Genomic DNA, 21,545 nt, shown 5'->3' on the forward strand with positions numbered 1-21,545 from the left:
TTGAGGTGACTATGGCTACAATCTCTCTCTCACCACAACAGCTCTATCGCGAATCTGACTTAAGCAGCTTAAGCAGTAAGTCCACCAAAGATATTCCACCCATCGAAGAAATTCTCGGCCAAGAACGTGCGCACTCTGCGGTCGAGTTTGCAATGTCCATTAAGGAAAAGGGCTACAACATCTATGCAGTAGGTCGTAATGGCCTAGGTAAGCGCACCATGATGCTCCGTTATCTAAAGCGACATCCATTTGATATGGAGGGGCTATATGACTGGTGCTATGTGGCTAACTTTGATGACATCCGTATTCCTAAAGTATTGAAGCTTCCGCGTGGTATCGGCACTCAGCTTAAGTCTGATATCGACAAGCTGATTACCAAGCTTTTAAAAGCCATGCCTTTGGCTTTTGACAACGAAATCTATTTTTCTCGTGCCGATAAGCTCAAAAACCAGTTAGCAACAAAGCAGAACACGGCGCTTGAGGCATTAACATTAGAAGCTAAGGCTCAAGATGTCAGCCTTACTATTACCACTCAGGGTGATTACCAGTTTGTTGCGCTTAACGGTGAAGAACCACATACAGAAGAGTCGTTCGAACTACTGGATCAGAAAGAGCGCGACCGTTTTGAACAAACCATCGATGCCCTCGAGATAGCGTTGCGAGGTCTTATTCGAGACCTCACAGAGTGGGAGGAAGGTTATAGTGAGAAGATCCAGAAGCTCAATTCTGATGTGACCCTTGATGTTATTACTCACTTTATCAAAGAGCTGAAATCCACCTACAAATCTTATCCTCAGGTGAAGGAATATCTAAGTGAACTGCAATCGGATATCGTAGAAAACGTGGATATCTTCCTCGAAGAGGGAACAGAACAAGGCGAGATTGCAACCGCATCTCTAGATAAGAAACTGCCACGTCGATACAAGGTGAACGTTCTGGTCTCAAGACCAAAAGATGAGCCACCGATCATAGTTGAAGAAAGCCCAAACTATCACTCGCTGTTTGGTTATGTAGAGACGGCCACCTTTAAAGGTACAGTATTTACCGACTTCTCTTTGATTCGCCCCGGAGCGCTGCACAAGGCCAATGGTGGCGTGCTCCTTATGGATGCGGTTAAGGTACTGGAACAGCCGTTTGTTTGGGACGGCCTAAAGCGCGCGCTTCGCTCTCGCGAGTTGAGCCTTACTGCGCTAGAGAAACAGGTAACCATGACTGGCGCTGTCTCTCTCGATCCCGAGCCGATCCCACTGGATGTGAAGATTATCTTGTTTGGTGACTACCGAACCTATCAGCTGCTCCAACACTATGATCCAGAGTTTGCTGAGCTATTTAGAGTGACAGCGGATTTTGAAGATGAGATGCCTCGTAACGTGAATTCTGAGCTCCATTACGCGCGCTTTATCTCTAGTGTGGTGCACGATAACAAGATGCTGCACTGTGATAAGAAGGCAATGGCTCGCATCATTGAACACAGCGCAAGGTTAGCTGGTGATCAGAACAAGCTGTCTCTGCATTCAGCCCATATTGCGAATCTATTGCGAGAGTCTAACTACATTGCACGCGCTGCCAAGGCTAATATCATTCGCAGCTCTCACGTAGATAAAGCGCTAAGTAATCAGCTCTCTCGCGTAAGTCGACTGCAAGAGAGTGTGATGGAGAGTTTTGTCAATGGTACTACTTTGATTCATACCCACGGAGAGGCGGTCGGTCAGGTCAATGCACTGTCGGTATTGAGTACATCAGAGCATATGTTTGGCGCGCCAAACCGTATCACCGCCACCACGGCTTATGGTCAGGGCGAAGTGATTGATATTGAGCGCAATGTTGACCTTGGTGGCAGTATCCATTCCAAAGGGGTGATGATACTGACCGCGTATTTGTCTTCTGTGTTTGGCAAAACTGCCAAGATACCGCTCACGACCAATATCACCTTCGAGCAGTCCTACGGCGGAGTAGATGGTGACAGCGCCAGTATGGCGGAGTTCTGTGCCGTCGTGTCGGCGTTTTCCCGTCAACCGAATCGTCAAGATATCGCCATTACCGGTTCAATGAACCAGTTTGGTGAGGCTCAGCCTATTGGTGGCGTGAACGAGAAGATTGAAGGCTTCTTTGACGTGTGTGCCATCAAGGGACGTACTCCGGAGCAAGGGGTAATTATCCCTAAATCCAACGTGCAGAACCTGATGCTGAGAAAAGATATTGTCGAAGCCGTAGAGAGGGGAGAGTTTCATATTTGGGCCATCGAACACGTAACTGAGGCTATTGAGCTCTTTACTGGTAAGGCGGCTGGAGAACCGAGTGAAGAGGGCAGTTATCCAATCGATACTATCTTTGGTATCGCACAGGCGAAGCTCAACTCACTTCGGAAATAACTTAGTGTAATAACAGATATCTGGAATTTGCGCTTGTTATTCGATTGTAAATGTCGATAATTTGCGCAAATACGCCATAATTTTGTAATAAACGATATTCCTGACGTATCAATCGTTGAGATAGAATGTGATTTAGTTCAAAATTAGCGGTTGCAGAATTCCTAATGGAGCAAACATGAAAGTTGTCGATATTCTTAAACACAAGGGTGAGTCTCTTTCAAGACATCACAGTGAGTTTTTGGATAGGATGTCTCCATCACTCAAGGATTATTGGAGTGAACTGGTGAGCCGAGCTCACGCACAACACTTGTTTAAATCTTGGGGTAAAGAATTTACAAAGCCTGCGGTGAATGAAGAGGTAGAGAACCCTGTTCGTGACACCATAGAGATGAAACCTGAAGCAGAAGCTCTGTATAACGAAATGTCGACACAGATTGGTGAAGAGACTTACGTTGGTGAGTGGTTCTCTATCGATCAGCAACGCATCGATGCGTTTGCGAAAGTAACCGACGATATGCAGTGGATCCATACCGATCCTGAGCGAGCTAAAGAAGAGTCTCCGTTTAAATCAACCATAGCCCACGGCTTCTTGACCTTGGCTCTGTTGCCAAAGCTGACCGAAGCGGTTGATCCAGACAAACCACAGTTCCCAACCGCTAAGGTTACGGTGAACTTAGGTCTTAACAGCGTTCGTTTCCCTTATCCTGTAAAGGTAGGGGCCAACATTCGAGCTAAGAGCAAACTGATCAAGGTGACTCCAATCCAAAAGGGTTTAGAGATCACTCGTGAAGTGAAGGTTGAGATTGAAGGGGTGCGTCGCCCAGGCTGTATTGCCGAGTCAGTGATTCGTCTTTACTTCTAACGATATCGAAAAAGAAAACGGAGCCGATTGGCTCCGTTTTTTTATACTTAACGCTAATAGACCTTAGTCAGCTTCACTCTCATAAGGGGTGTAGCCGTGATTACCAATCAGGTTCTTTGCTTGGTCAGTTGTTATGAACTTAGCAAACTCTAGAGCGTCTTCATCCACTTGGTCAGGATGATAGAACACGATAAATGGACGAGCTAGCTTGTACTTTTTATTCAGCAAGTTTTCCGAGTTCGGCACTATACCATTGAAGTTTAGAGGTTTAACCGAAGCATCGATAGAGCCCATACTGATGAAGCCTAGCGCTTGCTGATTGTCAGAAACTAGCGTCTTCACCATGCTGTTACTGTTTACCACCAAAAGGTTTTGGCTAATGGTTGATACGCGGCGGTTGTTCAGCACCCTAGTCAGACCTAGCTGATTTTCGAACGCATAGCGGGTACCAGAAGAAACTTCTCGCGTTACAACGGCAATCGCTCTGTCTTCACCACCTAGCTCTTTCCAGTTGGTGATTTCACCTTTGTAGACCTTGTATAGCTGTTCACGACTTAGGTTATTTAGAGGGTTTTTGTGGTTTACCACTACCGCAAGACCATCGTAAGCAATCTGCTTAACCACTAGGCCATCGTTGTACTCTTCTTCGGTTAGGTAGCGCGAGCTCATACCGATATCGGCTACGCCATTCTTAACCAGAGTCACACCTGCAGTTGAACCTACACCTTGAACGGCAACAAAGGTTTCTGGATGTTGTTTATTAAAATCTTCGGCTAAAATATCCATGACACGTGCAACAGATGTTGAGCCACTGATATTAATTTCCGCTGCGTGTGCGATGCCGGTAACTGCGACAAGAAGAGCGGTTAGAACCACTTTAACCATTCTATTTTTTCCTATTTTGGGATACAAAATTGTCATGAGGGTATCATCTGTTTTTTACATTATTGTGACGAACAATATGACTGTTGTTAAGTGTAGTTATAAGTAATTGTGGATGAGGGATGGATGGAGTTATCAGAATTAGAAAAACATCAGGTTCAGAAGTTGGCACTGCAGGTATGTAATGCCAGAAACCATAACCTTCCTGTAGAGATTGGCAAAGCTGATTTCGCTATTTTAGACAATGGCGTTGAATTCTCTGAAGCTCACTTCAAGCTAGACTCTACTCAGTGTGACTATCGCTCGCTGGTGGCTAAGATCATTCGCTTGGAAGAGAGTTGGCAGCTAATGCTAGCCCAGCGAGACAAGCATCAGGTATTTGAACGTTGGTATAGCTACCCTGAATCGGTGTCGAATCAGCTCCACGCCTTGATGAAAGAGGTGGAGCAAGATCCTAATAGCCTTATTTGGTAGTTTTAACTAAAGATATATCCCTCTGGCACTACTACCACACCTTGGTCTGAGATAGTGAAGCGCTCTCGGTCGAGTTTAGCGTCAAAACCGATTGTGGTTCCGTCTGGTACAGATACGTGCTTATCGATAATGCAGTTCTTGAGTTGGCAATGTTCGCCGACTTTAACCTCATCAAACAAGATAGAGTTCTGGATAGTAGCGCCATCTCCAACCTTAACGTTCGCTGAGAGGATTGAGTGCTGCACAGAACCGCCACTGATCACCACGCCATTGGCCACGATAGAGTTGATAGATATACCTTGATTGCCGGTTGCAGAGGGAACGGTGCGTGAAGGTGGGCGCTGACGCTCGTACGAACGAATACCCCAATCTTCTTGATACAAGTCGATAGGCGGAACTGGATTTAGAAGGTCCATATTCGCTTGATAGAAAGAATCAATAGTACCCACATCTCGCCAGTAGGCATCCTGGCTTACTCGTCCTTCTTCAGAACCAAACTGATATGCATACACCTTTTCTCCATCGATAAGACGAGGGATGATGTCGTGCCCAAAGTCGTGCGACGAGCGTTCATTTAGTGCATCGTCTTCTAGCGCTTTAGTCAGTGCATCCATGCTGAAGATATAGATACCCATAGAGGCAAGGCTCTTGTCTGGATCATCAGCAAGTGTTGGTGGCTGTGCGGGCTTTTCTTGGAAAGAAACAATCTTGCGAGACTCATCGGTATCCATAACACCGAACGAAGAGGCCTCTTCTACCGGCACCTTCATACACGCGATAGTTAAGTCTGCACCGGTCTTTTTGTGTTGCTGAAGCATCGGCTTGTAGTCCATACGATAGATATGGTCGCCGGACAGCACCACCACATATTTCGCTTCACTGCGAGTAAGTAGCCATAGGTTCTGGTAGATGGCATCGGCAGTACCTTCATACCAGGTCTCACCTTTACGCATCTGTGGGGGAACAGCGGTAATGTATTCACCTAGCTCAGGGTTGAAGATGGACCAACCATCACGCAGGTGTTTTTGCAGCGAATGGGACTTGTACTGGGTTAATACCAAGATACGTCGCAGGCCTGAGTGGAGACAGTTGCTCAGGGTAAAGTCGATGATGCGGTATTTACCACCGAAGGGTACGGCAGGCTTTGCCCTATCTTGTGTCAATGGAGCAAGGCGCGAACCCATACCTCCAGCCAAAATGACGGTCAACGTTTCATGCATAATGCATATCCTTGTCTAGTTATAAGTGGGGGAGCTTTATCTATTATTAAACTCTGCAATAACTGTTCCATGTTTCTATATTGACTATTTATGCACTAAATTGCCTAGCGTGACTAGTATTGATGAAGGGAAATGAGAGCTAACCAATAGTGTGCAAATGCGCGTCAGTGCACCAATATGGCTAGCTTGTGCGCACCAATTGTGTGCAATGTGTTCGCCTGGAAATGGATTGGCTAACCTATAGAAGACGTCACATCAAATTGATGCAGAGTATGTCAATCTAGGGTCTGTTGACCTTTTTCGGTTGAATTTTGCTCGAGTCAGAAACGATTTAATCGCGGCGAGGCCCTTGTAGCCTAGTCATCTAAGCAAAAGGGGGGCAACAAAGAGTAAATCGTTTCTGGCCGAGCCCTTCGGGTAGCGTTTGTTGGGCATTTCTACCGCGTTAGACACTTTTCATGTAGAACCACTACACCTAAAAGTGCCTGCTTTGTATAAAAGCCCAACAACTCGCTACAAAAACGAACTTAAAAGGTCAACAGACCCTAATTACATCAGAGCCTAGATAGGAAATATGCATGAAGCAGGGCAAGTATATTGTCGCTTTAGATCAGGGAACCACTAGTTCCCGAGCCGTTGTTTTTAATCAGAAAGCTGAGATTGTTTCTTCTGCTCAGCGCGAGTTCACTCAATACTACCCTGAAGCAGGTTGGGTTGAGCATGATCCGCTGGAGATTTATGCATCACAGCGTTCCACTTTGGTTGAGGTACTGGATAAGCTTCATCTGAAATCGGAAGACGTTGCCGCGATCGGTATCACCAACCAGCGTGAAACCACGATTGTTTGGAACAAGGAAACCGGCAAGCCAGTATATAACGCCATTGTTTGGCAGTGTCGCCGTACCAGCGCTATGTGCGACAAGCTAAGAGAAGAAGGGTGGAGCGACTATATTCAAGAATCTACCGGTCTAGTCTTAGACCCTTATTTCTCTGCCACCAAAATCAAATGGATCTTAGATAACGTTGAAGGTGCCAGAGAGTTAGCAGATCAAGGCAAACTTCTATTCGGCACCGTTGATACCTGGCTGGTTTGGAAATTGACCCACGGTAAGGTTCACGTTACCGATTACACCAATGCTTCTCGCACCATGATGTTCAATATCAATAGCCTTGAATGGGATGAAAAAATCCTTGAGAAGCTCGACATACCAAAGAGCATGCTTCCTGAGGTGAAGGTCTCTTCCACTCTTTATGGTGAAACCTGCATTGGCGAAGACCAAGGGCTCAAGATCCCAATCGCAGGCATCGCAGGTGACCAACAAGCGGCACTTTTCGGTCATCGCTGCGTCTCCCCGGGTGAGGCTAAAAACACCTACGGCACTGGCTGTTTCTTGTTGATGAACACAGGCCAAGAGAAGGTGACCTCAACCCATGGGCTTCTAACCACATTGGCGTGTGATGCCAAGGGTAATCCAAGCTATGCCCTAGAAGGAGCGGTATTTATGGCTGGAGCCTCTATACAGTGGCTTCGCGATGAGCTTAGGTTACTCAGTGAAGCTAAAGACTCAGAGTATTACGCTAATAAGGTGGATTCTTCTAACGGCGTTTATGTCGTTCCAGCCTTTACCGGTTTGGGTGCACCATATTGGGACCCATATGCGCGTGGCACTATGGTGGGGTTGACCCGAGGCACTAGTGCTGAGCATATCGTAAGAGCCACCCTTGAGAGCATTGCTTATCAAACTTGCGATGTAATTCGAGCGATGCAGGCCGATTCCAATATCGATATGGCAAGCTTAAGAGTGGATGGTGGAGCCGCGAAGAATAACTTCTTGATGCAGTTCCAATCGGACATTCTGGATTGCGAAGTTCAAAGACCAAAGATCACTGAGGTGACGGCGCTAGGTGCAGCCTATCTTGCTGGACTTGCAGTAGAGTACTGGAAAGACTTAAGCGAGCTAAATGCCACTGCTGAAATTGAAACTCGATTTAATCCAGTGTGTGATCAAGCCAAGCGCGAGCGACGCTATTCGGGCTGGAAGCGTGCTATCAAGTGTGCTCAGCTGTGGAGTGATCTACATAACGAGGAAGATTAATACGCGAAAGACATATTGGGCGAATTAAGAGCAAAAAGTGTGGCTGGCAGGGAGCTAGTCCCAAGCCTATAGGGATATATTTACGGCGTCTTTTTGCTTAATCGCCCAATGTGGTGCGGGACAAAAAAAGGGTTGCCGAAGCAACCCCTTATCATTTCAAACCAGGACCTTATTCAACAGTCCAAGTGATGTTCTCACCGCCTTTGATTGGCACAACAATGTCGCTACCAAACGGCATTGTTTCTGGTACAGGCCACTCTTTCTTAGTCAGAGTAACAGTATCAGTATTGCGAGGCTGACCGTAGAAGTCTGGGCCATTGTGGCTTGCAAATGCTTCTAGGTTCTCTAGCTTGCCTTCTGCTTCAAATACTTCAGCGTACAGCTCAACTGCTGCGTGCGCGGTGTAGGAACCAGCACAGCCACAAGCAGTCTCTTTACGACCTTTTGCGTGTGGTGCAGAGTCAGTACCGATGAAGAACTTTTTGTTACCGCTGGTTGCGGCTTCTACTAGTGCCTTCTGGTGCGTGTTGCGCTTCAGGATAGGTAGGCAGTAGAAGTGAGGACGGATACCACCAACCAGCATGTGGTTACGGTTATACATTAGGTGGTGCGCAGTGATGGTTGCTGCCACATTCTCATTAGCGTTTTTAACGAACTCAACTGCATCTGCTGTAGTGATGTGCTCAAGAACAACCTTAAGGTTAGGGAAGTCGTTAACGATTGGCGCAAGTACCGTATCTAGGAACTCTTTCTCGCGGTCGAAGATATCAACATCGTGAGTCGTTACCTCACCGTGGATAAGAAGCAGGATGCCTTGCTTTTCCATTTCTTCAAGAACAGGGTAGATCTTCTTCGCGTCAGTTACACCAGAGTCGGAGTTGGTGGTCGCGCCAGCTGGATATAGCTTACACGCTACAACCGCACCAGAAGCCTTAGCTTGCTGGATATCTTCTTTGCTAGTGTTGTCGGTTAAATACAGCGACATCAATGGCTTAAAGGTATCTGAGTGGTTGTGCTCGTTGATGCGAGCTTGGTAAGCTATAGCCTGCTCTGTATTTGTTGTCGGCGGAACTGTGTTTGGCATGATCAACGCTCGACCATTATAGCGACTGATGTCTCGAACTGTATCTTTCAGAACCTCGCCATCGCGCAAATGTACGTGCCAATCATCTGGGCGTGTAATGGTTAAACTGGTCATTGTGTATGCTCCCGCCTAAAATCCAAATTGTTTGAGTCAACCGATTGATGTCGCCTTGTATGCCTTGGCGCAATCGGTTTCGTAAATGCGCGCGAATCATAACGAAAAAGCGTAGAAATTGACAGTTAGTAAGGAAGAAAAGTGACAGTCAAAGCTCAATTAACTGAAATTAATATCTATCCGATTAAGTCCACCGCCGGAATTTCCCAATCTCGTGCTTTTGTAGAGAAACAGGGCATCAGCTTTGACCGCCGTTTCGTGGTAACCGATCTTCAAGGCCGTATGGTTACCGCGCGCAAGTTTCCAAAGATGGTGACCATAGAAAGCTGTCTGCTTTCAGACGGCATCTTGCTCAGTGCGAAAGGGCATAGCAGCCTTAAGATTCGCTACCAAGACTTCGAAATGAAAGAGTTCGAATGCAAAATCTGGAGCGACCGCTTCGATGCCTACACCACCATCGAAGAGGCTAACCAATGGCTAACCGAGGTTATCGGTAAAGAGGTGGTGCTGCTTTACTGTGGTGAAGAGTCAAATCGCTACCGCGAGAAACTAGAGACTAATGTTAGCTTTGCCGACGGCTACCCGCTGCTTGTGATCTCGCAAGGTTCACTGGATGAACTTAATCGCCGAGCATCTTCGCCTCAAACCATGGCGCAGTTTAGAACCAATCTGGTTGTAGGTGGCGTTGAAGCCTTTGCCGAGGATGGCTGGAAGCGCTTTAAGATTGGTGAGGTAGAGTTTGAGGTAAGAAAACCTTGTCAGCGCTGTATTCTAACCACGGTAAATCCAACTGATGGTGAGCGTATGGAAAACAAAGAGCCAACAGTAACTCTGTCTACGTTCCGCGCGGATGAGAAAGGTGCCGTCTATTTTGGCATGAACGTCATTGCCTTAAATGAGGGTGTGATACGAGCAGGTGATGAGATTGAGATTCTAGAGACTCAGGAACCTGTCCATTACCAAGACAAAGCATAAAGAGAAAGGGGCTCAGATGAGCCCCTTTCCAATAGAATCGAGATTAATCGTAGATAGTCGGAATCGGATCGCGTTTGTGTTGAGTGCGCTTATAGATAGCGATGATTTTCTGTTTCGCTTCTTCCGGTAGAGGCTTGCCCTCTAGGAAGTTGTCGATGTCATCATAGGTCACACCCAGTGCGTTCTCGTCCGCTTTCTGCGGGTCTAGCTCTTCAAGGTCCGCAGTTGGAACCTTTTTCACTAGAAGCTCAGGTGCGCCAAGCTTAGCTGCTACCTGGCGAACTTGACGCTTGCTAAGACCGAATAGAGGTGCAAGGTCACAAGCGCCATCACCAAACTTGGTGTAGAAACCGGTGATATTTTCCGCCGAGTGGTCAGTACCCAGCACCAGACCGCCAACGTAACCAGCAATCTCGTATTGAGCAACCATGCGCGCACGTGCTTTCACATTACCTTTTACAAAGTCGATCTTCGCGCTGTCGGTTGGAAGTAGGTCAGTGCCTTCGAGTGCTACATGGCTTGCTTTGTGCAAACCATTTACACCGTCAGCAATATTTACTGAAACAGAGTGGGTTGGTTTGATAAAAGAAAGGGCCAATTGAGCTTCATCTTCATCCTTTTGAACGCCATACGGTAGGCGCACTGCGATGAATTGATACTTGTCACCAGTCTCTTCGCTAAGTTGCTCTACCGCTAATTGCGCAAGGCGACCACAGGTTGTTGAATCCACACCACCGCTGATACCAAGTACCAAAGCCTTACAGCCTGACTCTTTAAGTTTGCCTTTGATGAAGTTAACGCGACGCTCGATTTCGAAATCAGCATCGATTTCAGGCAGAACCTGCATTAGCTGACGAATTTCTTGTTCCATGATTTCCATTCCTGAAAGTGGCACTAGACATTCTTTTTACGATAAACGAACCGTAATAAGGTTGAAGTCTGTTGAAAGTGCTTAGATATAGTCTGAAAGTTTTTGATATCATATACCTAACTCTCCTTTCGATGCTATACCCTAGGAATTTCAACCATGGCAAAAATCGCCCTGTTTGGCAGTGCTTTTAACCCTCCGCACTTTGGTCATTTGAGTGTAATCGAGCGACTGGCTCATTTTGATAAGGTTCTTTTGGTGCCGAGTATTGCCCACGCATGGGGTAAGCAAATGCTCGATTATTCAATGCGTTGTGAGCTAGTTGAAGCATTCATTAGCGATATTGACTGCAGCAATGTTGAGCTAAGTAAAATCGAAGAGCAGTTGTTTACTGGTGAGGGCGGTGTCACTACATTTGCGGTGCTTGAAGAACTTCAAAAGCAAAATCCAACTGATGAATTTACCTTCGTTATGGGGCCAGACAACCTGTTTAACTTTTCCAAGTTCTACAAGTCTGAAGAAATATTACAACGTTGGAGCGTTTTGGCCTGTCCTCAAACTCGCGATATTCGCAGCACCGAAATCCGCCAAAAAATTGCGGATCGTCAAGATATCAACAATTTAACTGGTAAAAATACTGTAAAATTATTGCAAAATTACGGTTTATATCTCAATATTTAGCGTTGTAAATTAACTATTACTCAATCAGTTTCAGGGATCGAACGCTTGTGAACCGTCTTCACACACTAACAGCGCTTACAGGATGTGCGCTATTTTCTGCAGGGGCCTCGGCTTGTATCGAGGACCGCGATCCAACTGAATCTCTAGTAATGGTTGAGACCACTCTTGAACTCTGTGAAGACCTGGTTAACTCCGTTGACCATCTTGTCGATAGATTCCTCGTTGCTACCCACATTAAGCAAGAAAATGAGCGTACCGATCTAGATTATTGGTCTAATTGGATGCTGAAAAACGTCGACGATCCGATTCTGACTCAGCATGTAAGCGAAGGCTATTTTGGCCTAGGTTTTTATCGTCCTGAAGAAATGACTTTGAATGACGATGAACTGACCTATGAAGAGATGATTAAGACCTACGGCGTGCTATTGAGCGTGGGTATAGGTGAGAAACGTAAAAACGAGCCTAGAGTTAGACTCGATTATCAATGGCATGAACGTCACGAAGACGTTTTCCATGTCCAAGTAGAAGTTCCTTTCTAGCGTTCTCCTAGCACGGCTTGGGTTGCTGCTTGATAAGCGCTCAGCTCTCCTGCAAACCACTTCTCTGCAATTTGCCCATCTTTCACACCTGAAAGACGCATTTTCTCTGCTTCTCTCACTTTTAATACCAGTACGGTTTGCGGAGATAGTTGCCCATCTTTACTCTGCCAATCGCTTAAGCTCTTGGTTAATGGAGTGCTGATTAGCTTTGGTTTTAATTCTGATAGCTCAAAGCGCACGGCGCTAAGAAGCACTTGCGTATGCTCAGACTTGGATTTAACCGCTTCTAGCTTGCTAAGAAGACTTTTCAATAAGTTAGATGGCTTGATGTATCCCGCTTGGTGAGGAAATGCATCAGCAAGTCGTTGCGATGCTTCAACAACTGAGACCTTAGTATCAGGGAAATAGCTAAGTGAGGTCAGGCAATTCGCTGGTACCCAGAACATTTCACCTTTATCTATCGCATATTCCTGCTTTCCTAAGCGTATGGTAACCATGCCAGACTCGACACAAAGCAACTGATGTTTAAGAGTTGGTTTGCGCGGAGTCAGTTTTAGAAAGTCAAAATGAGTAGATTGGAAGTCTATGGCGTGGTGCATATAAGGCTTAGCGTTGGAATTTTCCGATAGGGTAGCCTGTATTTTGGGATAAGCCAAATGAGAAGGGGACTTAATCGTGGTCTGACCTTAATAAATATTGAAGGTAAGTGCTGTATATTGTGCTAATACCACGTAAAATCGGCGTAATTTTGTGATACTGAAAAAAGATATGTCTACCGAGAACGATATTTATCAAGAAATTCGTCCTTACAACGATGCAGAGATTGCTCCTGCTATTCAACGTTTGATCGATGATGAAGAGTTTATTTCTGCGATTTTGAGCCACAAGTTTTCTCATCTTCCAGCTTTGCTACGTGGTCTAGTTTCACCTTTAGTGAAAATGTTTCTTAAAAACCGCTGGGGCAAACTGAACTCAGTGGATGCCGTACAGATTGAGGTAGAGAAGTACCTTGATAAAGCGCTAGATACTACTAGTGACGGCGTCACCTTCGAAGGCTTAGACAAGCTAGAAAAGAATACGTCATACCTGTTTATCTCTAACCACAGAGATATAGCGATGGACCCGGCGTTAGTAAACTATGGTCTGCACCATTCACAGCATCAAACCATGCGAATCGCCATTGGTGACAACCTTCTTCGTAAGCCATGTGCCACTGAACTGATGAAGATCAACAAGAGTTTTATCGTGAAACGTTCAGCTAAAGCACCACGTGAGATGATGAAGGCGTTAGGCTTGCTTTCTTCTTATATCAAGCACTCTCTAGAGACCAGCAACTCTATCTGGATAGCCCAGAAAGAGGGTCGTGCTAAAGATGGTAATGATTTCACCGATCCTGCAATCATTAAGATGATTCAACTTGAAGGGCGTAAGCGCAAGATGGCTTTCTCTGAATATGTTAAGTCATTGAAGATAGTGCCAGTAGCCATCTCTTACGAGTATGACCCTTGTGATCTCGCCAAAGCGAATGAGCTTTATCAAAAGGCGACACAGGGTGAGTACCAGAAGTCTGAGTTTGAAGATATCGAGAGTATCGTAAAAGGCATCACCGGCTACAAAGGCCGAATTCAGGTGAGCTTTGGTGACGTTATAGAAAACGATATCGAAACGCCTGATGCGCTAGCGGAAGAGATTGATCGTCAGATCCATGCCAACTACAAGCTATTCCCGATCAACCTGCTAGCTGCGGGTATTGACGATGCATCTATCGATGCTAAAACTCGTGAAGAACTTGAGAAGAAATTATCAGGCTTAGAAGAGGGGGCTCGCCAGTATCTGATTGACGGTTATGCGAACCCAGTTCATAACCTGTCTAAAGATAAGCAAGAAGCAGCTTAATTTTTCGCTTCAAGCACAACGAAAAAGAGTCGGCAATTGCCGACTCTTTGTTTATATGAAGTTTATTTAGGATCTATTGATTAGCGTGCTAGAGAGCGACACTTAAGATCGTAGATAAGTTTTTCTGCACTTACTTCAAACTTAAACTTTGCTTGAAGTTCAAACTGCTCACCCTCAGTGATTTCAGTTTGGTGTTGTACTGCGTCATTCACTTGCTTGGCTAGCGCCAAATATTTTTCAAATTCAGCTTCTACAGCTTCTTTTGATGATGCAAAAAGAGAGACCTCAGATACTTCGTTGCCTTCATTGATAACAAAGCCCATTTCACCTGCAACGCCACATGCTTCGCAAACTTCAGGCTCTTTGTATTGTTGTGACATGATTATCTCCTCAACTAAATTCCAGTCAGTTTACAGAGCTATTTGTGCGGTATCTACAAAATTCAATGGCACAAAGTGACAAAATTATCTTTCGAGGTATGCTGTACGGGCTATTATGTCATTTGAATGTCAGGATAAGTTCACATTTGTTGCAAAACCGTGTGTGCTGTATGAGTATAAGTTTCCTCAAAATGCCACGCCAGAATCGAGCATACGAGGGAGTTGAAGTGGGGAATAAAAGGGCTAGTTATTCAATAACATCCACTCAACTAACATCGATTTTAAAGAGCAAATTGTAAAGGTCCCGTTTAATGCCAAAGCGAAGTAGAGAAGATACTGAAATCACCATCAACAAGATTATGGATGCGGTTGTTGAGCAGTTGTTGACGCTGGGTTACGACAAGATGTCTTATACCACCCTAAGTCAAGCTACCGGCGTATCGCGCACCGGTATCAGCCACCATTTCCCTAAGAAAACCGATTTTGCAATGGCACTGGATGGCCGTATTTTCAAGATGTTTATGGAGTATCTTGATTTCAATTCAGGACTAGTTGGTTTTTCTCAAAGCTGGATTAAATCCCTCGAAGACGAAAAATTCCAAGCGATTCTGCGTCTGTTGTTCCACCATGTAGTGACCACAGAAAACGCTCATCAATTTGCAAGACAAGGCATCGATCGTCTCTTCATTATGCTTAATGACCTTTATGGTGAAGAGAGTAAGAAAGAGCTAGAGTGGCTGTTTGGCTGCACTATGATTCGCCTAGCATCTCGCTAATTCTAAAGCGCTGAATTTCGATTCGGCGTTTTTATCAATATCTATTCGTATTAAATACCCTTTACTTTTCGTTTTAAGTATCTATAATCGCCCCTGTCATCATATTCCCGACGACAAATTCCTCGGCGAGAGCCATACAACGTCGGTTGGCTAACTATAAAGCTGTTGGCTGTGAGCGTGAAGCGATCAGCTTGAACAGCGACAACTAAACAAACAAAACTATGTATCTATCACAGGGCGATCTTTGTCCGCACTGCGGCTTTATCATTACGCTTCCACCGGACCTGCAACCAACTTGCTTGTGTTGCGGTAAGACGCTGGAAGACTAACCAATATTAGGATTCACTATGTCGATGTCTATCACTACCTACTGCGAGGCGGTTCTTAAAGCGCCTATCGGCAATCAATACGATTGGTTCACGGAGAATGAAACCGAGTTCTTTTGGCTAGGGTGGGATAAGAATGTGGACCTAAAATCCAAAAAGGCTCTGATGCTAAAAATGGGCTGGATGGATACTAAAGACCCAAACAAGATAGAGAATCGCAAGAAACGCACTGAGAAGTTTCGTGAGAAAATTAAAGCCGCACTCGATGCAGACAAGAAGATCTATTTCGTGCGTCGCGTTCGTGACGGAGAAGATAAGAATGGGGTGGCCAAGTCTAAGCCACTGACTCGTTCGACCCGGATTTTTGAACTTGAGAAGATCGAGTTTGAGCCTGAAACTGTCATTGGCGATATCGTTGCTGTTCGAAACTGATTGCAACCAAAGTACGAATTTTTCTTCCGCTGTGGTAAGGTGCGCCTAAATTTGAATTAACTGAGATCAGGCTATGGCTCGTACCGCACATGCTCTTCATATCCTAGTGAAGAATAAAGACAAAGCAGAAGACATCATGAAACAGCTCAAGAAGGGCGCGAAGTTTCAGACTCTAGCTCGTAAATACTCTACCTGCCCATCAGGTAAAAAGGGCGGTGACCTTGGTGAGTTCAAACAAGGTCAAATGGTTCCTCAGTTTGATCGTGTGGTGTTCAAAGAAGAGACCATTACGCCTCACCTAGTAAAAACCAAGTTCGGCTGGCACATTGTGAAAACGCTGTGGCGCACCTAATAAGCCAAGAGATACTAATCATATAAAGGCAGAGCATTGAGCTCTGCCTTTTTCATATATGCAATTTGTTTTTACGGAACAAACACCTGATTACTAATTGAACTAAGTAATCCTTATTTGTGATAATGATCACGTGGATTTGGGGGGGATACCAGATTTACAACATATTCAGGAACACAAATGAGAAAGTTTCTAGCATTAGTAGTGGCATGTTCAGCCTTGGCTTCTATCTCTAGCCATGCGAGCGCGGGTACATTGAATAACTCGTCATTAAGAAGTTATAGCAATCACTCTGACTATAGAGTGGGGCTCGGTTTTGATCAGGGCCTAGGTATTAGCGCTGAGCTGTTTGAGCAAGTTGATGCATTTATTGGTAATGATGGCGTCTCTGCCGATTACTTGGTGCTCAATGATAAAAAGTTCACACCAAGTATCCCGTTTAGTTACTTTGTTGGTGTCGGTGGCTTTTACGAGTTCGATAAGACTTGGCATGGTGAGCATGGTTATGGACGACAACGGTGTGACCGCGACATCAACGGGGCAGTAAATTGTTACTATGACCACCATTATTACTATGGCGATCAAGACGACTATTTCAATGAGTATGGGTTAAGGGTACCTTTAGGCTTAGATTGGAAGTTTGCACCGCAATGGGATACCTACGCCTCCTTGGCTCCCAAAGTCGTAATTCCAAACAATTTCCACTTTGGTATCGATGCCGCTCTTGGCGTGAGATACGCCTTTGAATAACTCCGATTCTATGTCGCATAGGTCTGCTCGTTTTGAGTAGACCCACGCATGGCTCAAAGCACCGTGTGTCGCGAGTTCCTATCATTTATTCAAACATTCATTTCGTAATACTATAAGACTTAAGGTTCATTAGACTGACTTATGAATGCATTTCTAACCGTTTATAGGAATGCTCATAGACAGGATAAGAACAATGACTCACATCACCACCAAAGATTATGTTTATGCGATGAGCAAGGATAATGCTCCGGTCGCTCGCGTAAAGCCTAATCAAACATTCTCTTTAGACACCTTCGACTGCTTTCGCAATCAGATGGAAGATGCAGGCTACATCCTCGAAGAGATCGACTTTGCTAAGGTAAACCCAGCCACTGGCCCAGTGTTTGTTGAGGGTGCGCAAGTAGGGGATACCCTTGCCGTTACCATTCTGGACATCGAGCTTGCCGCAAAGGGCTCCATGGTTTCATCTGAGCTTTTCGGTAGCCTTTCACACAAACTTTCCGGCTCGATTGTACAACCTGTTGAGATACAAGGTGACAGAGCAGAGATCGCACCAGACCTAAGCGTGCCACTATCTCCAATGGTAGGCGTTATTGGTACAGCGCCTGCAGAGGGTGCTATTGCATGTGGCAGTCCTGGTGAGCACGGCGGCAACATGGATACCAAGGAAATAAAACTTGGCTCGGTTGTGTACTTGCCGGTTAACCATGACGGTGGTTTGTTATCGCTTGGCGACTTGCACGCGGCTATGGGTGATGGCGAACTCTCCGGAACAGGCATTGAAATCCCAGGCAAGGTAACCCTGTCGGTAGAGGTGCTTAAAAACTCCAAATTACCGACGCCTTCGGTACTAAACGATGACCTCCTTACCATTATCGCATCCGATCCGGACCTCGATAAAGCCGCGACTACTGCGGTCGAGAAGACCCACCAATATCTGATGTCTGAGCATCAGATGACTGACCACATTGCCTCTCGCTGGCTGAGCGTTGGCGGTGATTTGGGTGTGTCTCAGATAGTTAACCCGCTTAAAACCGCAAAAGTGACCGTAGACCTGTCATGGCTTAAGTAATCGCAAGGAGTAGAAAAATGGAATTGAAAAAGAACATGGGCTTTGGCGGCCTGCTGATATACGCACTCATCTTTATGGTGCCTATTGCGCCTTTTGGTATCTATGGCGATGTATTTAATGTCAGCCACGGCATGGTGGGTATGGTCTACCTTACAGGTTTTGTAGGTATGGTATTTACCGCGCTCTCTTATGGTCGAATGATGAAGGAGTTCCGAAAATCTGGCTCTGTTTATGAGTATGCCAAGCGCGGTCTAGGTGCCAATGCGGGCTTTATTGGTGGCTGGTGTATGCTTTTGGACTACATCATTATTCCCGCGCTTTTGTATATCGTGGCGACGATTGCTATGCATGAAATTGTACCTGAGGTGCCAGCTCTGGTTTGGGCTGCAATCTTCATCGCCTTTAATACGGTTGCAGCATTAGTCGGCCTTAACTTTACCGAAAAGGTTAACAAGGTATTTCTTGGCTTTATGCTGCTTCTTATTGGTGTGTTTGTGGTGACTGCATATCGAGGCCTTGTGGCGGGCGAATTCCCGAATAGCCAAGGCTTTACTATGGCGCCGTTCTTCCAAAAAGATCACTTTAGCATTGGGCTCGTGTTCAGCGCGGTATCTATTGCGGTGATGTCATTCCTAGGTTTTGATGGCGTATCTACCCTGACTGAAGAAGCCAAAGATGGAGTTAAGACTCATTACGTGCCATTTGTCTCTCTTTGCATTGCAGTGGTGCTATTCCTAGCGCAAGTTGTTTTTGCTGCCTGGGTTCTGCCAAACGCTGATGCGTTTCAAGAAAACAGTGGCAACGCTTGGTATGTGGTTGCTCGCATCGTGGGTGGTGGTTATCTATCGACCGCATGTGCACTGCTGACTGCGCTTTCGTGGGGTATTACTAACGCACTTGCATCGCAAACTGCAGTATCACGTGTGATCTTTGGTATGGCGAAAGATGGCGTTCTGCCTAAATCGCTATCTGCACTCAACGGTCGCTTCCGTACACCGCATGTAGCTATCTTGCTGTCAGGTGTGGTTTCAGCGGTATTGGTATTCTTGTTTGAAGACCATTTGGATGTATTTGTGTCCTTTGTAAACTTCGGCGCTTTGACTGGTTTTATCCTGCTGCACTTAGCGGTGATCTCTTGGTGCAATATCAAGAACAAGCGTCAGAATTTGTTTGTTGAGCTTATCTCACCTTTATGCGGCATCGCGATCTTATCTTATGTATGGATCTCACTGGATCAGAGTGCAAAACTGCTTGGCCTTGCATGGCTAGTGGTTGGGGTAGTGGTTATCGGAATCAATAAATCACGTGGCGTATCAATCAATATGGAAGCGATAGATTGATAAAAACTATCGTTTGAATGAGAAATGCCCAAGACTTAGGTTTTGGGCATTTTTTTAGCCTAAATCTTTAATCTTTTCTTACACTTACGCAACTCATTGACTAGACTTGTGCAGAGATATTTATCACAAGGATGAGATATGAACTCCTCTCACGACTATTCCAAGCAAGTCATCGATGCCTTTATTAAGATCGTTATTATTGGTCTTCTGCTTTACTGGTGCTACGAAATCCTCAGTCCATTTATGTTATTGGTGATCTGGGGCGCGATTATTGCTACCGCTCTTTTCCCTGTGGCTAAGATGCTTGAGGGAAAATTTAAAATCTCACAAGCTAAGGCAAGTTGGTTATTGGTCTTGTGTGGTGTGCTAGTTCTGGTTGTTCCTACTTATCTGGTTTCGGACAGTCTATTCACTACGGCAAGCGATGTTTACGATGGTATCCAAGAGGGCTCGTTTGAGCTGAAACCACCTTCAGAATCTGTGAAGTCTTGGCCAGTCGTCGGTGAGAAGGTTTATGCTACCTTGCTAGGCCTATCTGCCAACCTAATGAAGGCGTTAGCGGAGTATGCTGATCAGGTTAAAAGCGTTCTAGGCACAATCGCTTCATCTATTGGCTCACTTGCTGGTGGCATACTGCAGTTCATTATCTCGCTGTTGATCTCTGGCGTATTCATGAGTAATGCACAAGCGTGTCAAAAGGCGTTCCAACAGATCTCCGTTCGTCTTGCTGGTGAGTATGGTGCTCAGTTTACTGATATTGCTAAAGCGACAGTACGCAGCGTGGTGCAGGGTGTAATCGGCGTTGCAATTACCCAAGCGATTATGGCGGCTATCGGTTTGTATCTTGCGGGCATTCCTTTTGCTGGCCTTTGGGTTGTAGCCGTACTCATCGTAGCGATAATCCAGCTTCCACCTATCATTGCGCTTATTCCTGCCATTATCTTTGCCTGGACCACAGACACTACCTTAGTCGCGAGTCTGTTCACTATCTGGTGTGTGCTGGTAAGCGCCAGTGACGCGGTATTAAAACCTATGTTGATGGGACGTGGGACTGACATTCCTATGCTAGTCATTCTGCTTGGTGCTATCGGTGGTATGGCGATGTCAGGCATTGTGGGGCTATTCGTAGGTGCGGTTGTACTTGCTGTAACGCATCGCTTGTTTGTTGCTTGGCTAGCTCAGTCCGAAGTAGATATCGAGCAGATTGAGCAAACTAAACAAGAGAGCGAATAATGGCGAAGATATCCGAACGCGATAACTTTCTTTTTTTGTTTGTAGCCTTGGTGGTGCTGCTTGCTGGCTGTGCCATCATGGAGCAGTTCTTTGATACAGGGCAGGGCATAGTGCTCATTGGTTTGCTGTTTTGTATGTCGGCTTCAACCTTGGGAATTGAAAAGAAAAGGTCACTAACTCGAGGTTGGTTTGGCTTCTTGACGGTAACCGTTCTAATCACCTCCATCGCATCCATATTGCAAGCGGCCAACTTAGCGGTTGTGTCCCTGATAGCGCTTATAATCTTTATCGGCCAATATTTAAGACATGCCACAAAGCTTGTATTGAAAGCACCGAGAATAGATAAGAACCAGATTGTCGGTTCTATCTGTATCTACTTGATGATGGGCCTTTGGTTTGCCTTTGTTCAACTGCTTCTATTAGAAATTCTGGATGGCGGTTTCAATGGTATTGAGCATGGTCCATGGCTAGATAATCTATCGCGCATGATCTATTTCAGTTTTATCACTATGACCTCAGTGGGTTATGGGGTAATTGCACCCACAGAGCCTTTGACGCGTTTTGTCGCTTATTTTGAAGCGGTAGCTGGGGTGTTCTATTTGGCTATCTTAGTTTCAAGCCTAGTGAGTGCGGGTTTGAGTCAGATAGATGAAAATAAAAGAAACAGCGACTCCGATTAAGAGTGAAAATACTTCGAATTTTAAAATGCCCGCGTCATTGCGGGTATTTTTATGCCTAGTAGTGTCAACAGACAGACGGTTTTATCAAGCACTCAGACTAAAAATAAGAGCTGCTATAGAAAAACAGTGATCTTTTTGACC

Annotated in this window: 22 protein-coding genes; 16 read left to right on the forward strand and 6 right to left on the reverse strand. The window is 45.5% G+C overall.

Going from position 1 to position 21,545, the window contains the following annotated elements; translation table 11 throughout:
* Window positions 1-11 precede the first annotated feature (11 nt).
* Together Pcarn_RS19285 and Pcarn_RS19290 are read left to right on the forward strand one after the other, a co-directional pair.
* Complete coding sequence (locus Pcarn_RS19285; RefSeq protein WP_261835945.1) at window positions 12-2,372, forward strand: Lon protease family protein; 2,361 nt, start codon at window positions 12-14, stop codon at window positions 2,370-2,372.
* 175 nt (window positions 2,373-2,547) lie between these two features.
* Window positions 2,548-3,234, forward strand: coding sequence for a MaoC family dehydratase (locus Pcarn_RS19290; RefSeq protein ID WP_261835946.1), 687 nt, complete (start codon window positions 2,548-2,550; stop codon window positions 3,232-3,234).
* Window positions 3,235-3,297: 63 nt separating this feature from the next.
* Here the strand turns inward: Pcarn_RS19290 and Pcarn_RS19295 are convergent, their stop codons facing one another.
* A complete protein-coding gene (locus tag Pcarn_RS19295; RefSeq protein WP_261835947.1) occupies window positions 3,298-4,119 on the reverse strand; it encodes a phosphate ABC transporter substrate-binding protein in 822 nt (273 codons plus the stop codon).
* Between the two features lie 123 nt (window positions 4,120-4,242).
* On the opposite strand from Pcarn_RS19295, the gene Pcarn_RS19300 reads away from it, so the two are divergent.
* Window positions 4,243-4,590: a DUF3024 domain-containing protein gene (locus Pcarn_RS19300; RefSeq protein ID WP_261835948.1), complete on the forward strand. Its 348-nt coding sequence runs from the start codon at window positions 4,243-4,245 to the stop codon at window positions 4,588-4,590.
* 2 nt (window positions 4,591-4,592) lie between these two features.
* Here the strand turns inward: Pcarn_RS19300 and glgC are convergent, their stop codons facing one another.
* On the reverse strand, window positions 4,593-5,810 hold the full coding sequence (gene glgC, locus Pcarn_RS19305; protein ID WP_261835949.1) for a glucose-1-phosphate adenylyltransferase: 1,218 nt from the start codon (window positions 5,808-5,810) through the stop codon (window positions 4,593-4,595).
* Window positions 5,811-6,388: 578 nt separating this feature from the next.
* Here glgC and glpK point away from each other — a divergent pair.
* Entirely contained in the window at window positions 6,389-7,906 is a 1,518-nt protein-coding gene (glpK, locus tag Pcarn_RS19310) for a glycerol kinase GlpK (RefSeq protein WP_261835950.1), read from the forward strand.
* Window positions 7,907-8,075: 169 nt separating this feature from the next.
* Here glpK and pyrC read toward each other — a convergent pair whose 3' ends face one another.
* Complete coding sequence (gene pyrC / locus Pcarn_RS19315) at window positions 8,076-9,104, reverse strand: dihydroorotase (protein ID WP_261835951.1); 1,029 nt, start codon at window positions 9,102-9,104, stop codon at window positions 8,076-8,078.
* Window positions 9,105-9,245: 141 nt separating this feature from the next.
* Here pyrC and Pcarn_RS19320 point away from each other — a divergent pair, with 141 nt between their 5' ends.
* Window positions 9,246-10,079, forward strand: a complete 834-nt coding sequence (locus tag Pcarn_RS19320) for an MOSC domain-containing protein (protein ID WP_261835952.1) — start codon at window positions 9,246-9,248, stop codon at window positions 10,077-10,079.
* Window positions 10,080-10,122: 43 nt separating this feature from the next.
* On the opposite strand, the gene nadE is transcribed toward Pcarn_RS19320, so the two are convergent.
* A complete protein-coding gene (gene nadE, locus Pcarn_RS19325; RefSeq protein WP_261835953.1) occupies window positions 10,123-10,950 on the reverse strand; it encodes an ammonia-dependent NAD(+) synthetase in 828 nt (275 codons plus the stop codon).
* A 156-nt stretch (window positions 10,951-11,106) separates the two neighbouring features.
* Here nadE and Pcarn_RS19330 point away from each other — a divergent pair, with 156 nt between their 5' ends.
* Window positions 11,107-11,628: a nicotinate-nicotinamide nucleotide adenylyltransferase gene (locus tag Pcarn_RS19330; protein WP_261835954.1), complete on the forward strand. Its 522-nt coding sequence runs from the start codon at window positions 11,107-11,109 to the stop codon at window positions 11,626-11,628.
* A 47-nt stretch (window positions 11,629-11,675) separates the two neighbouring features.
* Window positions 11,676-12,167, forward strand: a complete 492-nt coding sequence (locus Pcarn_RS19335; protein ID WP_261835955.1) for a hypothetical protein — start codon at window positions 11,676-11,678, stop codon at window positions 12,165-12,167.
* Here the strand turns inward: Pcarn_RS19335 and Pcarn_RS19340 are convergent.
* Window positions 12,164-12,823, reverse strand: coding sequence for an AraC family ligand binding domain-containing protein (locus Pcarn_RS19340; protein WP_261835956.1), 660 nt, complete (start codon window positions 12,821-12,823; stop codon window positions 12,164-12,166). The genes Pcarn_RS19335 and Pcarn_RS19340 overlap by 4 nt on opposite strands.
* Window positions 12,824-12,935: 112 nt before the next feature.
* Here Pcarn_RS19340 and Pcarn_RS19345 point away from each other — a divergent pair, with 112 nt between their 5' ends.
* A complete protein-coding gene (locus Pcarn_RS19345) occupies window positions 12,936-14,063 on the forward strand; it encodes a 1-acyl-sn-glycerol-3-phosphate acyltransferase (RefSeq protein ID WP_261837320.1) in 1,128 nt (375 codons plus the stop codon).
* A gap of 80 nt (window positions 14,064-14,143) precedes the next feature.
* Here the strand turns inward: Pcarn_RS19345 and Pcarn_RS19350 are convergent, their stop codons facing one another.
* Window positions 14,144-14,443, reverse strand: a complete 300-nt coding sequence (locus Pcarn_RS19350) for a YfcZ/YiiS family protein (protein WP_261835957.1) — start codon at window positions 14,441-14,443, stop codon at window positions 14,144-14,146.
* A gap of 311 nt (window positions 14,444-14,754) precedes the next feature.
* Between Pcarn_RS19350 and Pcarn_RS19355 the strand changes: the two genes are divergently transcribed.
* From Pcarn_RS19355 to Pcarn_RS19390, 8 genes are all read left to right on the forward strand, one after another.
* Window positions 14,755-15,219, forward strand: coding sequence for a TetR family transcriptional regulator (locus Pcarn_RS19355; protein ID WP_261835958.1), 465 nt, complete (start codon window positions 14,755-14,757; stop codon window positions 15,217-15,219).
* 347 nt (window positions 15,220-15,566) lie between these two features.
* Window positions 15,567-15,977, forward strand: coding sequence for a hypothetical protein (locus tag Pcarn_RS19360; protein ID WP_261835959.1), 411 nt, complete (start codon window positions 15,567-15,569; stop codon window positions 15,975-15,977).
* Between the two features lie 73 nt (window positions 15,978-16,050).
* Window positions 16,051-16,329 (forward strand): peptidylprolyl isomerase, encoded by a 279-nt coding sequence (locus Pcarn_RS19365; RefSeq protein WP_261835960.1) that lies wholly within the window; start codon window positions 16,051-16,053, stop codon window positions 16,327-16,329.
* A 180-nt stretch (window positions 16,330-16,509) separates the two neighbouring features.
* Window positions 16,510-17,079: a hypothetical protein gene (locus tag Pcarn_RS19370; protein WP_261835961.1), complete on the forward strand. Its 570-nt coding sequence runs from the start codon at window positions 16,510-16,512 to the stop codon at window positions 17,077-17,079.
* Window positions 17,080-17,272: 193 nt separating this feature from the next.
* A complete protein-coding gene (locus Pcarn_RS19375) occupies window positions 17,273-18,151 on the forward strand; it encodes an acetamidase/formamidase family protein (protein WP_261835962.1) in 879 nt (292 codons plus the stop codon).
* A gap of 17 nt (window positions 18,152-18,168) precedes the next feature.
* The gene (locus Pcarn_RS19380) at window positions 18,169-19,491 is read left to right on the forward strand and encodes an APC family permease (protein ID WP_261835963.1); all 1,323 of its coding nucleotides are present in this window, start codon (window positions 18,169-18,171) and stop codon (window positions 19,489-19,491) included.
* 138 nt (window positions 19,492-19,629) lie between these two features.
* Entirely contained in the window at window positions 19,630-20,724 is a 1,095-nt protein-coding gene (locus tag Pcarn_RS19385; protein ID WP_261835964.1) for an AI-2E family transporter, read from the forward strand.
* Window positions 20,724-21,404, forward strand: a complete 681-nt coding sequence (locus Pcarn_RS19390) for a potassium channel family protein (protein ID WP_261835965.1) — start codon at window positions 20,724-20,726, stop codon at window positions 21,402-21,404. Before Pcarn_RS19385 ends, Pcarn_RS19390 begins: the two co-directional genes overlap by 1 nt.
* The last annotated feature ends 141 nt before the right edge of the window (window positions 21,405-21,545 follow it).

This window comes from Vibrio ishigakensis (assembly GCF_024347675.1).
GTDB lineage: Bacteria > Pseudomonadota > Gammaproteobacteria > Enterobacterales > Vibrionaceae > Vibrio > Vibrio ishigakensis.